The 18,549-nt window shown below is 46.2% G+C and carries 15 protein-coding genes; 10 read left to right on the forward strand and 5 right to left on the reverse strand.

The genetic code is table 11. The features are described from left to right. Nucleotides 1–2 precede the first annotated feature (2 nt). From rpoB to rpsJ, 10 genes are all read left to right on the forward strand, one after another. Nucleotides 3–1,817, forward strand: a complete 1,815-nt coding sequence (rpoB, locus tag ACPK8D_RS04625; protein ID WP_424716679.1) for a DNA-directed RNA polymerase subunit B — start codon at nucleotides 3–5, stop codon at nucleotides 1,815–1,817. 8 nt (nucleotides 1,818–1,825) lie between these two features. After that, a complete protein-coding gene (locus ACPK8D_RS04630; RefSeq protein ID WP_424716680.1) occupies nucleotides 1,826–4,468 on the forward strand; it encodes a DNA-directed RNA polymerase subunit A' in 2,643 nt (880 codons plus the stop codon). Between the two features lie 29 nt (nucleotides 4,469–4,497). Beyond that, the gene (rpoA2, locus tag ACPK8D_RS04635) at nucleotides 4,498–5,655 is read left to right on the forward strand and encodes a DNA-directed RNA polymerase subunit A'' (RefSeq protein WP_424716751.1); all 1,158 of its coding nucleotides are present in this window, start codon (nucleotides 4,498–4,500) and stop codon (nucleotides 5,653–5,655) included. 277 nt (nucleotides 5,656–5,932) lie between these two features. Next, nucleotides 5,933–6,229, forward strand: a complete 297-nt coding sequence (locus ACPK8D_RS04640) for a 50S ribosomal protein L30e (protein WP_424716681.1) — start codon at nucleotides 5,933–5,935, stop codon at nucleotides 6,227–6,229. 20 nt (nucleotides 6,230–6,249) lie between these two features. Beyond that, nucleotides 6,250–6,675, forward strand: coding sequence for a NusA-like transcription termination signal-binding factor (locus ACPK8D_RS04645; protein WP_424716682.1), 426 nt, complete (start codon nucleotides 6,250–6,252; stop codon nucleotides 6,673–6,675). 106 nt (nucleotides 6,676–6,781) lie between these two features. Beyond that, nucleotides 6,782–7,210, forward strand: a complete 429-nt coding sequence (locus tag ACPK8D_RS04650) for a 30S ribosomal protein S12 (protein ID WP_424716683.1) — start codon at nucleotides 6,782–6,784, stop codon at nucleotides 7,208–7,210. 6 nt (nucleotides 7,211–7,216) lie between these two features. Beyond that, nucleotides 7,217–7,777 (forward strand): 30S ribosomal protein S7, encoded by a 561-nt coding sequence (locus ACPK8D_RS04655; protein ID WP_424716684.1) that lies wholly within the window; start codon nucleotides 7,217–7,219, stop codon nucleotides 7,775–7,777. Between the two features lie 70 nt (nucleotides 7,778–7,847). After that, the gene (locus ACPK8D_RS04660) at nucleotides 7,848–10,040 is read left to right on the forward strand and encodes an elongation factor EF-2 (RefSeq protein ID WP_424716685.1); all 2,193 of its coding nucleotides are present in this window, start codon (nucleotides 7,848–7,850) and stop codon (nucleotides 10,038–10,040) included. Nucleotides 10,041–10,394: 354 nt separating this feature from the next. Further along, a complete protein-coding gene (tuf, locus tag ACPK8D_RS04665; protein WP_424716686.1) occupies nucleotides 10,395–11,663 on the forward strand; it encodes a translation elongation factor EF-1 subunit alpha in 1,269 nt (422 codons plus the stop codon). Between the two features lie 36 nt (nucleotides 11,664–11,699). Continuing rightward, nucleotides 11,700–12,008 carry a 30S ribosomal protein S10 gene (rpsJ, locus tag ACPK8D_RS04670; protein ID WP_011021276.1) on the forward strand — a complete coding sequence of 103 codons (309 nt, stop codon included), beginning with the start codon at nucleotides 11,700–11,702 and terminating at the stop codon, nucleotides 12,006–12,008. A gap of 256 nt (nucleotides 12,009–12,264) precedes the next feature. Here rpsJ and ACPK8D_RS04675 read toward each other — a convergent pair whose 3' ends face one another. The 5 genes from ACPK8D_RS04675 to ACPK8D_RS04695 form a co-directional block, all read right to left on the reverse strand. Next, nucleotides 12,265–13,779 (reverse strand): DUF4139 domain-containing protein, encoded by a 1,515-nt coding sequence (locus tag ACPK8D_RS04675; RefSeq protein ID WP_424716687.1) that lies wholly within the window; start codon nucleotides 13,777–13,779, stop codon nucleotides 12,265–12,267. 87 nt (nucleotides 13,780–13,866) lie between these two features. Then, complete coding sequence (locus tag ACPK8D_RS04680; protein WP_424716688.1) at nucleotides 13,867–15,930, reverse strand: B12-binding domain-containing radical SAM protein; 2,064 nt, start codon at nucleotides 15,928–15,930, stop codon at nucleotides 13,867–13,869. Nucleotides 15,931–16,127: 197 nt separating this feature from the next. Continuing rightward, on the reverse strand, nucleotides 16,128–16,397 hold the full coding sequence (locus ACPK8D_RS04685) for a hypothetical protein (protein ID WP_424716689.1): 270 nt from the start codon (nucleotides 16,395–16,397) through the stop codon (nucleotides 16,128–16,130). Nucleotides 16,398–17,168: 771 nt separating this feature from the next. Continuing rightward, the gene (locus ACPK8D_RS04690; protein ID WP_424716690.1) at nucleotides 17,169–17,567 is read right to left on the reverse strand and encodes a carboxymuconolactone decarboxylase family protein; all 399 of its coding nucleotides are present in this window, start codon (nucleotides 17,565–17,567) and stop codon (nucleotides 17,169–17,171) included. A gap of 72 nt (nucleotides 17,568–17,639) precedes the next feature. Beyond that, nucleotides 17,640–18,485: a TrmB family transcriptional regulator gene (locus tag ACPK8D_RS04695; RefSeq protein WP_424716691.1), complete on the reverse strand. Its 846-nt coding sequence runs from the start codon at nucleotides 18,483–18,485 to the stop codon at nucleotides 17,640–17,642. Nucleotides 18,486–18,549: the final 64 nt, after the last annotated feature.

Raw genomic sequence — 18,549 nt, forward strand, 5'->3', positions numbered from 1 at the left:
AGATGACTAAAGCAAAAGTATTCATAAACGGGGAGCTTGTCGGGACCCATGACAACCCTGCAGCGCTTGTAGACGAGCTACGAAAGATGAGGCGGCAGGGGTTCATATCCAGACAGGTCAATGTCGCTCTTAACGACAACACCAGAGAAGTAATTATAAACTCCGATATGGGCAGAGCAAGAAGGCCCCTTTTAGTTGTGGAGAACGGAGCTCTAAAGGTAACTCCTGAGCACGTAGAGAAAATTAAGAACAAGGAAATCAATTTTGACGACCTTGTAAAGGAAGGCTGTGTAGAGTATCTCGATGCCGAAGAAGAGGAAAACGCCTACATTGCAATCTACGAGGCTGACATTGGCCCCAGGCACACACATATGGAGATCGATCCCGAACTTATTCTCGGAATTTCCACGGGAATGGTTCCTTATCCGGAACATAATGCATCTCCGCGTAACACCATGGGTGCAGCCATGATCAAGCAGTGTATAGGAGTTGCAACCGCAAACCAGAAACTCAGGCCTGATACTCGCGCCCATGTCCTTCACTATCCTCAGAGGGCACTTACCAAGACCAGAACCTCAGAAGCAATAGGTTTTGATGACAGGCCCGCAGGCCAGAACTTTGTCGTTGCAGTCCTGTCCTATGAAGGGTATAATATTGAAGACGCCCTGATTTTCAATAAAGGTTCAATTGATAGAGGTCTCGGGAGAAGTCACTTCCTCAGGACTTTCGAAGGCGAAGAAAGAAGGTATCCGGGCGGACAGGAAGATAAGTTCGAAATTCCCGATTCCGAGTACCGTGGAGCTCGCAGCGCAGAAGCCTATGCGAACCTGGATATTGACGGGCTTGTAAACCCCGAAACCCCGGTCGGCCCTAATGACGTACTGATCGGAAAGACCAGTCCTCCCAGGTTCCTTGAAGAACCGTCGGACTTCGGGATTGCAGTTGAGCAGAGGAGAGAAAGCTCGGTCACCATGCGGTCCAATGAAACCGGAATTGTTGATACGGTTATCCTGACCGAATCCATTAACGGGACCCGGCTTGCCAAGGTAAAGGTCAGAGACGAAAGGATCCCTGACATCGGAGACAAGTTCGCCTCAAGGCACGGGCAAAAAGGGGTTATCGGCCTTAAAGTCCCGATTGCCGATATGCCGTTTACGGAATCCGGCCTGAGTCCGGACCTCATGATTAACCCGCATGCAATTCCTTCCCGTATGACTGTAGGTCACGTGCTGGAAATGATTGGCGGGAAAGTAGGTTCCATGGAAGGCCGAAGAGTTAATGCAACAGCTTTCTCCGGGGAAAAAGAAGATGACCTCAGAGAAGCCCTGAAAAAGCACGGATTTGCCCATACCGGAAAAGAGGTTTTCTACGACGGAGCGACGGGCAGGATGATTCCTGCAGATGTCTTTATCGGGGTTATTCTTTACCAGAAACTGCACCACATGGTCACTTCAAAGATGCACGCCAGATCGCGCGGGCCTGTACAGGTGCTTACCCGCCAGCCAACCGAAGGCCGAGCCAGAGAAGGTGGTCTCAGATTCGGAGAAATGGAGCGTGATGTGCTGGTAGGGCACGGAGCTGCCATGTCCTTAAAAGAGAGGCTGCTGGACGAGTCGGATAAAGTAGTGGAACTTGTCTGTTCTCACTGCGGAATGATTGCAACATATGACAAGCAGCGAAACGTCTCTTTCTGTTCTGCCTGTGGGGCTGATACGGATATATATCCGGTGGAAATGAGCTACGCATTCAAGCTGTTGCTGGACGAAATCAAATCCCTGGGAGTTGCTCCCAGGCTTAATCTTGAAGATGCGGTGTGAGGTGGAAAATGGCAAATGTACCTCCTATTCCGAAAAGAATTTCTTCTATTAAATTCGGCTTAATGTCCCCAAAAGAGATCCGTAAGATGAGTTCAACGCCTATTATCACGGCCGACACTTACGATGACGACGGATTTCCAATTGACATGGGGCTTATGGACACAAAACTCGGGGTTATTGACCCAGGGCTTCGCTGCAAGACCTGTTCAGGTCGGGCAGGCGAGTGTCCCGGGCACTTCGGGCACATCGAACTTGTCGCCCCGGTAGTCCACGTTGGTTTCAACAAAGTTATCCGGAAACTCCTCAGGGCAACCTGCAGGAAATGCAGCAAGATCCTGCTTGAACCTGCACAGAAACAGCACTTCCTGGATCAGCTTACAGGCATTGAGGAAATCGGACATATGCCCGATGACCTGATTAACGAGGCATATAAGGAAGCCAGCAAAGTAAAGACCTGTCCCTACTGCAATGAGGAACAGCTTGAAATTAAATTTGAAAAACCCAGTGAATATCTTGAAAACGGGGAGAAGCTGACCCCTACCGAGATCAGGGATCGTTTCGAGAACATTCCTGATGACGATATCCGGGTTATCGGGATGGACCCCAAGAATGCAAGGCCCGAGTGGATGATCCTTACAGTCCTGCCCGTACCCCCTGTCACGGTTCGTCCTTCAATTACCCTTGAATCCGGGCAGCGCAGTGAAGATGACCTGACCCACAAGCTGGTAGATATCATCAGGATTAACCAGCGCTTCCAGGAAAACAGGGAAGCTGGCGCCCCTCAGCTCATTATTGAGGACCTCTGGGAACTCCTTCAGTATCACGTTACAACATTCTTTGACAACTCCGTCTCAGGGATACCTCCTGCAAGGCACAGGTCAGGCAGACCCTTGAAAACTCTTTCCCAGCGCTTGAAGGGTAAAGAAGGACGTTTCAGAGGAAGCCTGTCGGGTAAACGTGTTAACTTCTCCGCCCGTACAGTAATCTCTCCGGACCCTAACCTGAGCATTAACGAGGTAGGGGTTCCTATGCCCATTGCACGAATCCTGACAATGCCGTCCGTGGTAACACCAAGGAATATAGAGCAGCTCAAGATTTACGTGCGCAATGGAGAGGATATTCATCCCGGAGCAAATTATGTGCTGCGTTCTGACGGCAGACGTATAAAAGTTACTAATTTAAATAAGGACGACCTTGCCGAGAAACTGGAGTTCGGCTGGGTAGTAGAACGCCAGTTGAAGGATGGAGATACCGTGCTATTTAACAGGCAGCCCTCTCTGCACAAGATGAGTATTATGGCTCACTCTGTAAAGGTGCTCCCGAATAAGACCTTCAGGCTTAACCCTGCGGTATGTCCTCCATACAACGCTGACTTCGACGGGGACGAGATGAATATGCACGCCCTTCAGACCGAAGAGTCAAGGGCTGAGGCAAAGATCCTCATGCAGGTTCAGGAAAATATTCTTTCCCCGCGTTTCGGGGGTCCCATTATAGGCGGGATTCACGACCATATTTCCGGGCTTTTCCTGCTGACACGTTTCGAAAACCACATCTCCAGCCATGATGCTTATGACATGCTCCGGAAGAGCAGTGCCCGTGACCTGCCTGAGCCTGCAGGGTACGATCCCGATGGAAAGCCCTACTGGACAGGAAAACAGATTTTCAGCCAGATCCTGCCCCAGGACCTGAATACACAATTTTCAGCCCAGGTTTGCTCGCACTGTGACACCTGTAAGAAAGAAGAGTGCCCGAACGATGCGTATGTGGTAATCCGGGACGGAATACTCATTATGGGCACGATAGACGAAGCTGCCATAGGGGCATTCAAAGGAAAGATCCAGGACCGTATTACCAAGGAAATAGGACCTGCAGCTGGAGCCAACTTCATAGACGACATGACCAAGCTTGCAATTCGGGCGATAATGCGGACAGGCCTGAGTTTCGGAATAGCTGACGAAGATATCCCGAAAGAAGCCAGGATCCAGATCAATGAGGTTCTCGGCAAGGCAGAAGACGCCGTGCAGAACCTCATCAAATCCTACCAGAATAAAGAGCTTGAACCTCTCCCCGGAAGAACTCTTGATGAGACTATTGAAATGAGCATCATGCAGAAACTCGGGAAGGCCAGAGACGAGACCGGGGGAATTGCAGACAGTCACATGGGGCTTGAAAACTCGGCAGTTATCATGGCTCGTTCCGGAGCCAGAGGTTCCATCCTGAACCTAACTCAGATGGCAGCCTGTGTCGGCCAGCAGGCCGTGCGTGGTGAACGCATCCGCAGAGGATATGCAGGCAGGACACTGCCCCATTTCGAAGAAGGCGACCTTGGTTCGGATGCCCACGGGTTCGTGAAGGCAAGTTACAAGAGCGGGCTCAATCCGACGGAATATTTCTTCCACGCAATCGGTGGTAGGGAAGGTCTTGTGGACACTGCGGTCAGGACATCGCAATCAGGGTACCTGCAGAGAAGGCTTGTCAACGCTCTTCAGGATCTGGAAGTCCAGTATGACCTTACAGTCAGGGACACCAGAGGGGTGCTCGTACAGTTCAAATTCGGGGAAGATGGGATTAACCCCACAAAAAGTGATTTCAGTAAACCCGATACTATCCACAGGATTGTGCGTTCGGTAGTAAACAAGGAGGTGGCTTGATGAGTATTAGTGAAGCTACAATCGATAGCATGATAAAAGATCTGCCTCTTCCTTCGAATATCCTTAACGCTCTCAGGGAAGATGTCATTAAAGCCGGAGTAAGCAAGAAGGAAATGGAAGAGATTATAGAAACGGTAATGGAAGAGTATCAGATCTCATGCATTGAGCCCTGTGATGCCGCCGGTGTGATTGCAGCCCAGTCCATAGGGGAGCCGGGTACCCAGATGACGATGCGTACCTTCCACTACGCTGGTGTGGCTGAGATTAACGTTACTCTCGGCCTTCCACGTCTTATCGAAATTGTCGATGCCCGGAAAATCCCGAGCACTCCTATGATGACAATTGCCCTTTCCAAGGAGAATCCAGAAGATTACGCTTACAACAGGGAAAAAACAAGAGCTCTTGCCTGGGAAATTGAAGCGACCAAAATCGACCACATTGCTGACGTGACCACTGACCTTTCCCAGATGCAACTGATAATAGACCTTCACGAAAAAGCAATGGAAAACAGGAACATTACTATAGACCAGGTGAAGGAAAAGTTCAACGAAGAACTGAACGTAATGGTTACCATTTCCCCGGATATAGATAACCAGATTATCATTGCCCCGGGAGAGCCTTCTTACAGGGAACTCCTCCAGCTTGCAAAAAGTATCCACAACGTCACATTAAAAGGGATAGAGGGAATCAAGCGTGTAGTGGTCCGGAAGGAAGGGGAAGAATATACCCTCTACACCGAAGGTTCGGCCCTGCGTGAAGTGCTTCAGTTCGAAGGCGTGGACAGAACAAGAACGAGCACAAATAATATCAACGAAATTTATGAAGTGCTCGGGGTAGAAGCTGCAAGAAATGCGCTTATCAAGGAAGCAACCGATACCCTGCGTGAACAGGGTCTTACCGTGGATATCCGGCATATTATGCTTGTAGCCGATCTCATGACCTGCGACGGAGAAGTAAAACAGATTGGAAGGCACGGGATTTCAGGTGAAAAGGCAAGTGTATTTGCCCGTGCAGCTTTCGAAGTTACGGTAAATCACCTGCTGGATGCAGGGATGCGCGGAGATGTGGACAAGCTGGAGGGCGTTACCGAAAATATCATTGTCGGGCAGCCTATCCGGATGGGTACAGGCGATGTGCACCTTGTAAGCAGAAGAAAAGAGGAAATTGAAGTTGCCGAGGAAGAGTGAAGGTTTCAGGGCAAAAAACCTGAAACTCAACCTATAATTATTTAAATGTGTAGCCTGATAGAAGACCAGTCCAGATCAGGTATACATTACCTTTATGAGACATACATTACCTTTATGAAACTCAGAGAATCCTGCTGCAGAAACTTGAGTCCGCGAGGCTCATAACCAGAAAATAAATATAAGGCATCAGGTATTTAGAGTACCATATATTCACCGAGCTTGGAAAATCTTTATTAAGAAAGAGATCGAGTAGACGAGCTCATTTGAGACAGAGTTGATGAAAATGAAGATCAATGTTGATAAATCTCTTATCAAGGCTGTGAAAACAGGAAAAGTAATTATTGGAGCCAACCGGACCATGGATGCAGCTGCAGAAGGCTCTGCAAAAATGGTGGTCCTGGCATCAAACTGCCCGGAAGATATCAAAAAGAAAGTTCAGGCAACAAATGTCCCTGTCCTGGAATACGAAGGCACAAGTGTAGAGCTCGGGCCCGTATGTGGTAAGCCTTTTACGATTGCAGCCATGGCAATTCTCGATGTAGGAGAATCCGATATCCTGGCAGCTACAGTTTGATAGAAGGAGTTGGCAACGTCTTGGGTGAAATAAGACTTACTGCAGAAAGCATCCAGTACATTGCGTTATTTGAAAATATGACACGAGCCAAGATTCTCGACTGCATCCCTGAAGAGGAAAGGCTCGTATATGTCGTAAAACAGGGTGATATGGGACTTGCTATAGGCAAAAATGGGGAGAATATAAACCGCGTTAAAAAAGCCCTGGACAAACCCATAGAACTTGTGGAATATTCAGATGACCCTGTCACCTTCCTGAAGAACGCCTTCGGACCCGTGTCCGTGAGTTCGGTAAACATTATAAACAAAAATGACAAGCGATTAGCTTATGTAGAGGTACCCAATAAAGAGAAGGGGCTTGCCATAGGCCGCAATGGGAAGAACATTGAAAAAGTAAAGATGCTTGCCCGTCGCCATCATAACATAGAAGATGTGATCCTGCAGTAATCTACCTTAATTTACGTTGATCCATTAATCCGGCGTTGAAGGATAATTCGGCATCAAGTATGCCTCTAGAAAACTGAGATCAATTTTTAACTTGGAGAAATTAACAATGGCTAAAGGAAAATATGCAGCTAATATTCTCAAACAGACCAGGAAAGATGCCCGCTGGAAAGATTCGTACTACGGCAGGCGAGTTCTTGGGCTGAACGTTAAAGCCGATCCGCTAGGTGGTGCACCGCAGGGTCGGGGTATTGTATTAGAAAAAGTAGGAGTTGAAGCCAAGCAGCCAAACTCAGCTATCCGCAAATGCGTAAGAATCCAGCTCATCAAAAACGGGCGTCAGGTAACTGCTTTCTGTCCAGGGGACGGCGCAGTGAATTTCATCGATGAACACGATGAAGTGACCGTAGAAAGGATTGGAGGCCGCATGGGTGGTGCTATGGGTGACATTCCGGGTGTACGCTTTAAAGTGATTGCCGTAAACAACGTGTCCCTTAACCAGCTGGTCATCGGCAGATTGGAAAAACCCAGGAGATGATTTTTCTTGTATAAAATATTCGGTAAATGGGACCCGACTGAAGTTGAAGTCAGAGACCTCGGAATTAAGCGCTATGTCGGTCTTGCCCCTGTTATTGTTCCACACAGCAGCGGAAAGCATGCCAGGCAGCAGTTTAACAAATCCGAGATTTCCATTGTGGAACGCCTGGCAAACAACCTAATGAGAACCGAAGTAAACACGGGAAAGAAGCAGACGACCCTTCGCGCAGTTGAAGAAGCTTTCGACATCGTTAACAGGAAGACTCAGCAGAACCCGATCCAGGTGCTTGTTGATGCCATTGCCAATGCAGGCCCAAGGGAAGAAGTAGTAAGGCTGAAGTACGGCGGAATCTCCGTGCCAAAAGCAGTGGACACTGCCCCCCAGAGACGTGTGGACACAGCCCTGCGCTACATCAGTATGGGAACAAATGCCGCAGCCTTCAAATCCAAGCGCTCGGTTGCAGAATGTCTGGCAACCGAATTAATTGGCGCTGCAAACCGTGATACGAAATCCTTCTCTATTAACAGGAAGGATGCAAAGGAAAGAGTTGCAAAGGCAGCACGCTAACCGCTTATGCGGGCTTGCCCGATTTAAAAAGTCATTATAACTAAATTTGTTTGTTTAAAAAGGTATTAGCATGGGACGAAGGAAGAAGATGGTCGAGCGCGTAACGACGCTCATGAATGAACCGAAAAAGATCAGAAATATCGGGATCGTTGCGCACATTGACCACGGAAAAACTACATTATCGGACAACCTGTTAGCTGGCGCCGGCATGATTTCAAAGGAACTTGCAGGCAGACAGTTATTCATGGACTCCGATGAAGAGGAACAGGCAAGAGGTATCACAATCGACGCCTCTAACGTTTCCATGGTTCACACTTTTGATAATGAAGACTACCTGATCAACCTGATCGACACCCCCGGACACGTTGACTTCGGTGGGGACGTTACCCGTGCCATGAGAGCTGTGGACGGTGCAGTTGTGGTCGTGGATGCAGTAGAAGGTACTATGCCACAGACCGAGACCGTGTTGAGACAGGCTCTCAGGGAACATGTCAGACCCGTACTTTTCGTTAACAAGGTCGACAGGCTGATCAATGAGCTGCAGGTCGATGCCCAGGAAATGCAGGTTCGTCTTGGAAAAGTCATTGATCACGTGAACAAGCTCATCAAGAACATGAACCCTGAAAAGTTCAAAGCCGGCTGGAAAGTCGATGCTGCAGCCGGAACTGTTGCTTTTGGGTCAGCTCTTTACAACTGGGCAATCAGTGTGCCCATGATGAAGAAAACCGGGGTCTCTTTTAATGACGTATACGAGTACTGCAAAGCCGGAGACATGAAGACTCTTGCAGAAAAATGTCCCCTTCACGAAGCTGTTCTTGACATGGTTATTCACTTCCTGCCAGACCCGCTTGAAGCCCAGACAGGCAGGGTAAAAGCAATCTGGCATGGGGACGAGAGCACCGAAATCGGAAAGTCCATGACCCATGCAAATGCAGATGGAGATCTCGCATTCATGGTAACTGACATTTCCGTTGACCCCCACGCAGGTGAAGTTGCAACGGGAAGGCTATTCAGCGGATCCCTTACACGCGGCATGGAAGTCTACACCTCAGGCACTGCAAAGAAGAGCAGAGTCCAGCAGGTAGGTATCTTCATGGGCCCCGAAAGGCTTGAAGTGGACAAGATTCCTGCAGGAAACATTGCCGCAGTTACCGGCCTGAAAGAAGCAATAGTGGGATCGACTGTAACAACCCTTGACGGCATGACGCCCTTCGAAAGCATAAGGCACGTAAGCGAGCCTGTAGTGACTGTGGCTGTAGAAGCCAAGCACACCAAAGACCTGCCCAAACTGATTGAGGTGCTCAGACAGGTTGCAAAGGAAGACCCGACCCTTCAGATCACTCTTGACGAGGAGACCGGGGAACACCTTATGGCAGGCATGGGAGAACTTCACCTTGAAGTTATTGCCCACAGGATTCAAAGGGACAAGAACGTGGAAATCTCCACGAGCAAGCCGATCGTCGTTTACAGGGAAACCATTAAGAAGAGGATCGAACCTGTTGAAGGAAAGTCCCCGAACAGGCATAACAGGTTCTATGTCTTTGTGGAGCCTCTTGACCTTGAAATTGTCAGTGCTATCAAGGCCGGCGAGGTCAGCATGAATATGCCTGAGCTTGAACGCAGGCAGAAGCTTATTGAGCTCGGGATGGGAAAAGAAGAAGCAAAAGGCATTGCCGGTATCTTCAATTCCAACGTCTTCATCGATATGACCAAAGGTATCCAGTACCTGAATGAGACAATGGAACTCGTGCTTGACGGGTTTGAGGAAGTCATGCGTGCAGGCCCGCTCACAAGGGAGCCTGTAGCAAACGTGAAATGTGTGCTCGTAGATGCCAAGCTTCACGAAGACGCAATCCACAGAGGTCCTGCTCAGGTTATTCCTGCTTCAAGGCAGGCCATTCAGGCAGGCATGCTTATGGCAGATGACACCCTGCTCGAACCTTATCAGAAGGTCTTTGTTCAGGTGCCCCAGCTTTTGATGGGTGGTGCAACAAAAGAACTGCAGGGCCGCCGTGGAATTATTCTTAATATGACCACGGAAGGAGACCTGGCAATTATCGAGGCCAGAGTGCCTGTAGCTGAAATGTTCGGATTTGCAGGCGAGATCAGATCTGCAACCGAGGGGCGTGCAATGTGGAGCACCGAGTTCGGAGGCTTTGACGTTGTGCCAACCAGCATCCAGAATGACATTGTGGGCCAGATCAGAGAAAGGAAAGGCCTGAAGAAAGAACTACCCAAAGCTTCTGACTACCTTTCGATGTAAGCGGAATTTTCCGCTTCTCCTTAATATTTTTAAGGTTATACCTGTCCTCAGGCAGGATAGAAAACGAGTACCCGGACTGATCTGGAAGGGAAGAGAATCCCTATTGGTTCGGGGGTACGGTCAATCGGAAAGCTTTAAGACAAGGTATGCCTATATTGGGGAAAACAGTCCAGGCCACTGGAAATTCCTAGAGTGGCGGTTCAGGAAGGAGTCCGGAAAGGGAAACTAACAATATTGATCGGACAAAAGAATATAGAAATATGTGAATCAATATTGAGATCCGCCCCTAATATTAATATAGTAAATATTTGATATACGAATGAAACTCATCCAGAATTACAGGAGAATTATAATATGGCAGCAGAAAAACCACACCTTAATTTAGCAGTGATTGGTCACATTGACCACGGAAAATCAACATTCGTAGGACGCTTAATGTATGATGCAGGAGCTGTTCCTCCACACATCATTGATAAGTTTAGAGAAGAAGCAAAGCAGAAGGGTAAGGAATCCTTCGCCTTCGCCTGGGTTATGGACTCTCTTAAGGAAGAGCGTGAAAGAGGTATTACAATTGATATCGCTCACAAGAGATTCGACACAGACAAATTCTACTTCACAGTTGTAGACTGTCCTGGCCACCGTGACTTCGTTAAGAACATGATCACCGGTGCTTCTCAGGCTGACGCCGCTGTCCTCGTTGTTGCAGCCCCTGATGGTGTAATGGCCCAGACCAAGGAACACATTTTCCTTTCCAGAACTCTCGGTATTAACCAGCTGATTGTCGCAGTCAACAAGATGGATGCAGTAGACTACAGCGAGGCCAGGTTCAAGGAAGTTGTGGAACAGGTCTCCGGTATCCTTAAAATGATCGGATTCAAGCCAAGCGAAATTCCCTTTGTTCCGACCTCTGCATTCTACGGTGACAACGTTGTCAAGCTCAGTGAGAAAACTCCCTGGTACAAGGGCGTATCCATGATGCAAGCCCTCGACAACCTCAAACAGCCTGAAAAACCGTCCACTCTCCCACTCAGGATCCCTGTTGAAGATGCATATACCATCTCAGGTATCGGAACTGTGCCTGTAGGCAGAGTTGAAACCGGCGTCATGAAGAAGGGTGACAAGGTCGTCTTCATGCCAGGCGGAGCAACCGGTGAAGTTAAATCCATTGAGATGCATCACGAAGAAATTCCGCAGGCAGCCCCAGGAGACAATATCGGATGGAACGTCCGCGGTATCGGCAAAGGCGATGTTCGCAGAGGAGACGTTTGTGGCCATGTTGACAACCCGCCAAAGGTTGCTGACGAGTTCGTAGGACAGATTGTCGTTCTGCAGCACCCGTCCGCAATCACTGCCGGATACACCCCTGTTTTCCACGCCCACACCTCCCAGATCGCATGCCAGCTGATCGCCCTCAACAGGAAGCTGGACCCGAAGACCGGGCAGACAAAGGAAGAAAACCCGACCTTCCTTAAGGCCGGAGATGCAGCAATCGTTACCATCAAACCGACAAAGCCGATGGTTATCGAGCCCGTAAAAGAAATTCCACAGCTCGGCAGGTTCGCTATCCGTGACATGGGTATGACCATTGCTGCCGGTATGTGCATGAGTGTTAAGCAGAAATAACACTCTCCTTTTCCATTTTTTAAGGAGAAAAAAGGTATGCAGAAAGCTAGAATAAGACTGTCAGGCATCAGTCCAAAAGACCTGGACGGAGTCTGCAATCAGGTAAAATCCATTGCGGAAAGGACAGGAGTTAACATTTCAGGGCCTGTTCCGCTTCCCACAAAGAAGCTTGTAGTTCCTACAAGAAAAAGCCCGAGCGGTGACGGAACTGCAACCTGGGACCACTGGGAGATGCGCGTACACAAGCGTCTCATCGATATCGCAGCCGATGAAAGGGCGCTTCGCCAGCTCATGAGAATCCAGGTTCCCAAAGATATCAACATTGAGATAGTACTCGAAGGATAAACGAGTAAAAAGACAGGCTACAGAAATTCTCTGTACCCGGTCTTGTAAACTCCTTTTTCACTTCATTATTTAAGAATATCTTTTTTACCTCAATATGAATTTTTGAGAAATCTGCCGGCGGCCGTCGAATCAGACGCTTTCCCCGCCAGCATTTCTGTAAATTTCGATCCTCCTTTCGTTGTCTCTCGTCATCGTAAATGAATTTTTCCCGTAGATGAGCTTCCTGTAACATTATATTCCAGAGTAGGGTATACCCTCAGAAACGGCGTTCTACGGTGTAAGAGACAAGTTTTGAGCCTTTTGCAGGCACCATTACTCTGAATTCGATCGTAAAGGCGTCGATTTCTTTGTAACTGTCCGAGCTTTCCAGAATATCCCATTCCCCGTACAGATGTTCCACAACCGTGACGGCCTGATCCTCAGACTTGCTGTTATTGAGTTCGATCTGATAGGTTACCCGTTCCACGTTATCGCTAATGCGCTGGTAATCGGTTTCGTTCCGTTTGGCAGTCAGATCAAAGGCCGAGCCCACAGTCATTCTCAGTTCCCCGGCTTCGGGAGTGTGCTTTATCCGGTCTTCCCCGATGAACTGAAGCCCTCCTGAAGCATCAGTACTGTAAATTCTCACGACTCCTTTAGGAAGGGGCATTCCAAGTCCGCTTTCGTTTGTGTTTTGAAGCGTAAGATAAGCCAGGACTTTCTCGCTCAGGGCACTGTCATAGATGAGCTTTTTTTCTACAGGCACGGAATCGGCAGACAGCAGGGAAATCTGCTTTGCCTGGTTATTTTCCAGAGTTGCAGGCTTTTCAAGGGTATAAAGATGATACTCAAAAAGGGGCTCTTCGACAAAAGGCGTTTGCGAGACAGCTTCATCAGCGGCGGCTTTTTCTGCCGCAGGCAAAGGCATGGGTTCGGAAATACGGTTTATCTGGCCTGAAACAAGTCTCAGGACTGCGTTTTCAAAGGTCATCCCTGCCTTATTGTCAATATTGACCCAGCCCCGAATGTCTGCTTCGGTATTCTCCGCATTGCTCATCAGGACATAAGCCGCTTCCCAGTTAATACCGCTCGTCAGGTAGGAAATTATAAGTTCCCGGGTTCCGGACACAGGAGAATAAATCTGCCAGACGAGAGCAGGCTTTATCGAAAGCCCCGAAGAGTCTGTAAGCTCGACTTTTGAGAAATCTTCAAGCACAACGACTCCGGCCGCTTCGGTCTTGAGAACGATGCTCTTGCCTGCATGACTCAGCAGTGTGCCGGTGTACGTTTCACCGTTCCTGTCAGTTACATTGACTTCCCTGCCAAGATATTTCTCAAGCAGGTTCGAACTGTCCAATACGTCGTATTCATAGTTCTGCTCAAGTAAGACCGTATCCTCATTTTCCGGGTCCTCGATTATAACGGAAGTCGGGTCGATTCCTGAAGCAATGTCCGTATACTCGATCTGATTAACCCCGTTCTGCAGCTCGATCTCCCGCCTTTCCTTCACAAGAGCAATTCCCTGTTCGTAAACCGTAAGCTCGGTATTATTGAAATTCTCAGCCGTTTCCGGGGTTAAATTTCCCGTAACTCCTGAGGTCAGGTTTCCTGCAGCCCCAGGCGGCTTGATTACGGTTTCAATAACAGCGCTTGTGTTAATCCCGGTCGTATTATTTCCTGGCTCGTATTCCTGAGCCATAACTCCCGTACTCTGGGGTATCAAGGTTGAAAAAAGCAGTATTCCCCCAAGAACTCCAAGTGTAAGCCAGAAGAAAAGTTTCTTTACTCCCATACTATTAATGTAATTCAGATTTATATATATGTGATTTTATTGAGAATTCGGGAGAAGTTACGTCTGAGTTTGGCTAAGTATTACAGTTTAAGAACCTGACTGTAGAGCACTGCCAGTATTGGAATCCACCTTAATAATCGGTTGAGATGAAACTTCAATTAATCCTTGTTCAAAAAGCCGGCTTAATCCAAAATAACATACTTTCCCAGATGGGATTCCATCTATCTGTGCTTTCATCGAGGAGGATTGAGAAACAATATCGTTAACAGTGCGGTTTCCATCACACATATTCAAAAGCTCCTCTGAGAGGGGACTCAAAATTCGTACATCTATTTCCAGTCCTTTCCGATTTGCCTCCTGGAAAGCAATCGTGATATTTTTATCAGGAACTTGTTTAAGGTCTTTTTTATCTCTCAGAGATCGAATAAGTTCTTTATAATCTATACTTAGCTGAGCTACATGCAAACCTCTGGATTTATATGGAAAAGCAGTTAAACTGAAAATCTCAAGCTTCTCAGGTGACTCAATGATAGGGTCGCTCTTCTGGGTTAAGAAAAGGTTTTCGATCTCAACAATTGAAGAGATAACTTTTTTCGCTGCCGCCATCTCATTTTGATAGTAAGTCAGAGCAAACTCACAGAAGTCCTTGGAGAATTGTCTATTAAGATAATACGGCTTCTTACTGGTATTTAAATCCGAGTTATCTATGAGCTTGTTAGTTCTCCACGTCCTCCATCTATCAAATACATTTAACATATCTCCGCTATCCTGTAAGAATGCAAGTGGAAGCCAATGAAACCAGACTTGTATATAGGTGACGAAATCCCGAACCTCTTTGAAGTATGACCGATCCATATAAGATGTTGGAATCGAATAAAAATTTGGAAAAACTTCCGGATTGGCTTGTATCATTTCAATATCAACTGGATCCTGCTCCCAGCCCTGATAAGACATATCTGAATAAATATAGTCTAATATTAATTTATCTTGGTACATGGAGTGGATCTGCGTTCCTGCAAGTGGAGCTAAAAGTGAAAGCTGAGGCTCGACGTTCTTGAAACGAAACATATCCACAAAAAAGTTAATCGTGCTTCTCAGGTCATCTTTTGTCTCTTCCGGAAAAGCAGTGATCAGAGCTGCTGCTGTCTTGATTCCGTGTTGATTAGCACATTGAATCCGCATAACGGCATCAGAGAGGTTGAGTTTCTTGTTGATCACCTGCTGTAAACGGGCTGAGCCTGTCTCGACACCGAAAAAAATCCCTTTACATCCGGCTTTTGCCATAAGAGCAATGAGTTCATCGTCAACTTGATCTGTTCGAGCACTGCAGCTCCAAAAAAACGTTTCTCCACAATTTATCAGGATTTCGCAGAATTCGACAACCTTTTTACGATTTGCCGTAAAATTATCATGGTTAAAGTTTATATTACTAATTCCGTACTCATCCTTGATAATTTTCATTTGTTCAATAATTTTCTGAGGAGATTTTAGACGAAACTTTCGATTAAAGAACTCACTTGTCGAACAAAATGTGCAATTGAAAGGACAGCCACGGCCAACCTCCAGAGGAATAACTTTATACTTCTTTATACCTGGATCAAGATGATAGGCAGGTAAAGGGAGGCTGTCAAGGTCAAGTACAGGCTGAGCATTGGGATTACGAATTATTTCAGTGCCTTTTCTAAACGTAATTCCCGGAACTGTTTCTAACTTTAAGGAGGAGCCTGAACCTGAAAGAGCTTCAAGCAAAAGGGGAAATGTATCCTCTGCTTCTCCCCTTACAATAAAGTCAATGAAAGGAAAAGCTTTCATCGTTGGTATATCTACGACAGAAGCCTGTGGGCCACCTAGAATAGTTTTAACACCTGGATTAAACTTTTTGAATTCTTTTGCGATCCGGAGAGTTAAAGGATAAGAGCTACAAATTGTGCTAAACGAAAGAACATCGAAGGGCAATGACTCAATATGCTCGACTATAAATGTTAGGAAATCTACCGGCTTTTCATCTCTATTACACTTAAGGAAATCAATAAATAATTCGTTGAGGTTAACAACCTGTGGGGTAATTCCCATTTCACATAAAACAGCAGCAAGGCTCAGGACTCCCAATGGAGGCATCCTGGTGTCCTCCTGATACGGGTCAAGAGTCAATTCCGGATCACCAAAATCGGTCATCGTCAGAGCACTTACAAAACAAACATTCATCTTACTACCCTTCTTTTAGAAAGTTCACATAGTCAGTAATTTCCTGATCTAATTCCATAGCATTTGGAAAATTTTGCTTCCAAGATGCACTCGCTGTTGGAACCCTACTTGACTTTAGGTTTCTATTTCCTATACTTTGCGCATTATTTTTGTACTACAATAACTTCTTTGGGTCTTACTTTGGCAACTTCAACCTTTACTACATCTACGGCTTTAGCCTGAACCAGCTGCTCTGCTTGTGTACCGCTTATGACCTCGACAATCTCATTTTCAGTCGCAGTGGCAATCTTCTGGATCTCTTCTTCGGAAAGTTTTAAACCGGAAGGAATCTCTATTCGGATCTTACGTTCTGATTTACTAACCTCGCCCTTTTCTCTTGGAATCTCTACTCTGATTTCTTTTGTCTCTTCCATCCCATTATCACCCCTTGAATATATTATAAATCACTGCATACAATAGAGTACATCAACATAAGTAATACTGTAGAAACTACTCTTCTCAGATTACTTTAATGAAACCTACTTTAGGCAGGCAATTTTGAATAATCTTACTGATTACGTTTTGTCTACATGCCCAATCTAGGATACTTATTAAATGAGATAATAACATAAAATTACTAGCGAAAATGTGTTTAGAACTTTTGATCACGAGTTCAGGCTTTGTTCGGCAGGCAGGCACTAAAATATGAGACCCTTTATTGATGGTGTTTTGAAAACTGTATCATATAATCCCATATTTTAAACGGGACTTAAATATGTTCCAAATTTGATTTGTATAGGGAGAAAACAGGTAATGGATTGTATATGTCGGGCGTGTTTTCATTATATAGAAAAGATGGCATCAGAGAAAATCGATCGGAAATAAATGTACTTATCGGAAGTAGTATGAACATAAATATTTTCATTAACTCCATAGTCACCCAAACTGTGAATTATGTTCATGATTCTAGAACAAGATCCGCAAAAAAGCAAGGCTATGCACTGAATTCCAGCAGAAAAGATCTTCAATATAGAATACCTAATTGACTCCAAAACCCAAGCCGCAATTGTCTTTGTAACGGTACTAGCAATTTTTATTAAAAAATAAAGTAGAGAATTTTACAAATTTTATCATAATCTACACCTTGACTGCAAGTACCCCAGTTGCAGGCACCTAAAAAAACGTTGTAAGTCTAAGGATCGATTTTACTTCAGCAGCTTCAACGCATCCCTGCAAGCTGCTACAGCAGGTGCCCCTGAGGTTATGAATATAACATCCATAAGTTCCATTATTTCCTCTTTAGTTGCGCCATTCTTGAGTGCACTCTGCATCTGCACAACCGTGCACCTTTCACACTGTTTGGATGCGACGACGGCAAGCGCTACCAGAATTTTTACTTTTGCAGGCAGGGCACCGTCCGACAGTAATTTTTTATTGCACCTGTTATATTTTTTAAGAGATTCACTGTCAAGTTCTCCAATGATCTCAAGAATGTGCGGCGTAAAACCCAGCTTCTCACTCATACTTTCCAGTAATTCTTCGTGTTCAAGATCTTTATGCTCTTCCTGATGTCCTCCACAACATCCTTCCCGACGTTCTTCCATATTTATTAACCCCCAATGCGATTCAACTGGTTATTAGTTATAATAGTAGTATTGTATCTGTATATATGTTATTTATTTATTCCTGAAGCTCTTGAACTCGTCTCCCAGCACTTTTTCAAGATCAAATTCTTCTCCCCCATTCCAGAGGAGCTCGAATTCCTTACCCAGGTTTTCTGCAAGCCCTGAATCCCAGATTTTCACAACCGAAAGGATGCGATCATTGTCCTGGGGATGGAGCTGGAACAGCACTACAGTACTGTTGTCAACGATGCCGAAACAGGAGTTAAAGTTCTGGACAATCCTCATCTCAATACCTTTTTTAAATTTGCCGAAATTTTCTTCTCCCTGTCTTGAAAGCATGGAAGGAAGCGATGTAAAGCGAGTGGACACAAGTAGCCTGATTTTAACCCCCCGGTCAATGGCTTTTAAGACTTCGGGCAGCAGGCTGGCAATGATGGGCATTCCGAAGGTGGGAGGAATTATACATACTGACTTTTTTACCTCTCCATAAACAGAAACGGCGAACTTCCGGATTTCAGACTCGGTTACGGCAGTCGTCCAGAAGACCTCGTCTTTTTGCTTCTGAGCCGATACAGTATTCAGGATCTGTTTTGCCTCTTCAACAGAGTTCTTTAAGACCTTTATTTCTCGTTCAAATTCGGATTTTCGCCTCTCAAAAAAAGAGTTTAAAGCCGTTTCAGGATTAACCGCCCTGAATTTTTTAGGCCTTGAGACCTGAACCTCTACAAAACCCTTTCCTGCAAGGGATTCGAGGACGGTATATATCTTCCCATAGGGCACGTCAGCATCCCTGCAAATAATATTTGCCCCGGAAACCCCTAATTTCAAGAGAGAAAGATATGCAGCTGCCTCATAAGCAGTCAGCCCGATATCCTGAAGTAGCTTTTTCTTTTGCATAAGTAACTCAATAATCGGAACCTTAAAAACATTTCCAAAAATGGTTCCAGTTCAGAATACAGGC

This window comes from Methanosarcina sp., from assembly GCF_049706645.1.
In the GTDB taxonomy this organism is placed as follows: Archaea; Halobacteriota; Methanosarcinia; order Methanosarcinales; family Methanosarcinaceae; genus Methanosarcina.

Excerpts from the sequence above, each read along its gene's own strand:
- rpoB (WP_424716679.1), top strand. The coding sequence starts at position 3 with ATGACTAAAGCAAAAGTATTCATAAACGGGGAGCTTGTCGGGACCCAT.
- ACPK8D_RS04630 (WP_424716680.1), top strand. The coding sequence starts at position 1,826 with ATGGCAAATGTACCTCCTATTCCGAAAAGAATTTCTTCTATTAAATTC.
- rpoA2 (WP_424716751.1), top strand. The coding sequence starts at position 4,498 with ATGATAAAAGATCTGCCTCTTCCTTCGAATATCCTTAACGCTCTCAGG.
- ACPK8D_RS04640 (WP_424716681.1), top strand. The coding sequence starts at position 5,933 with ATGAAAATGAAGATCAATGTTGATAAATCTCTTATCAAGGCTGTGAAA.
- ACPK8D_RS04650 (WP_424716683.1), top strand. The coding sequence starts at position 6,782 with ATGGCTAAAGGAAAATATGCAGCTAATATTCTCAAACAGACCAGGAAA.
- ACPK8D_RS04660 (WP_424716685.1), top strand. The coding sequence starts at position 7,848 with ATGGGACGAAGGAAGAAGATGGTCGAGCGCGTAACGACGCTCATGAAT.
- tuf (WP_424716686.1), top strand. The coding sequence starts at position 10,395 with ATGGCAGCAGAAAAACCACACCTTAATTTAGCAGTGATTGGTCACATT.
- rpsJ (WP_011021276.1), top strand. The coding sequence starts at position 11,700 with ATGCAGAAAGCTAGAATAAGACTGTCAGGCATCAGTCCAAAAGACCTG.
- ACPK8D_RS04675 (WP_424716687.1), bottom strand. The coding sequence starts at position 13,779 with ATGGGAGTAAAGAAACTTTTCTTCTGGCTTACACTTGGAGTTCTTGGG.
- ACPK8D_RS04685 (WP_424716689.1), bottom strand. The coding sequence starts at position 16,397 with ATGGAAGAGACAAAAGAAATCAGAGTAGAGATTCCAAGAGAAAAGGGC.
- ACPK8D_RS04690 (WP_424716690.1), bottom strand. The coding sequence starts at position 17,567 with ATGGAAGAACGTCGGGAAGGATGTTGTGGAGGACATCAGGAAGAGCAT.
- ACPK8D_RS04695 (WP_424716691.1), bottom strand. The coding sequence starts at position 18,485 with ATGCAAAAGAAAAAGCTACTTCAGGATATCGGGCTGACTGCTTATGAG.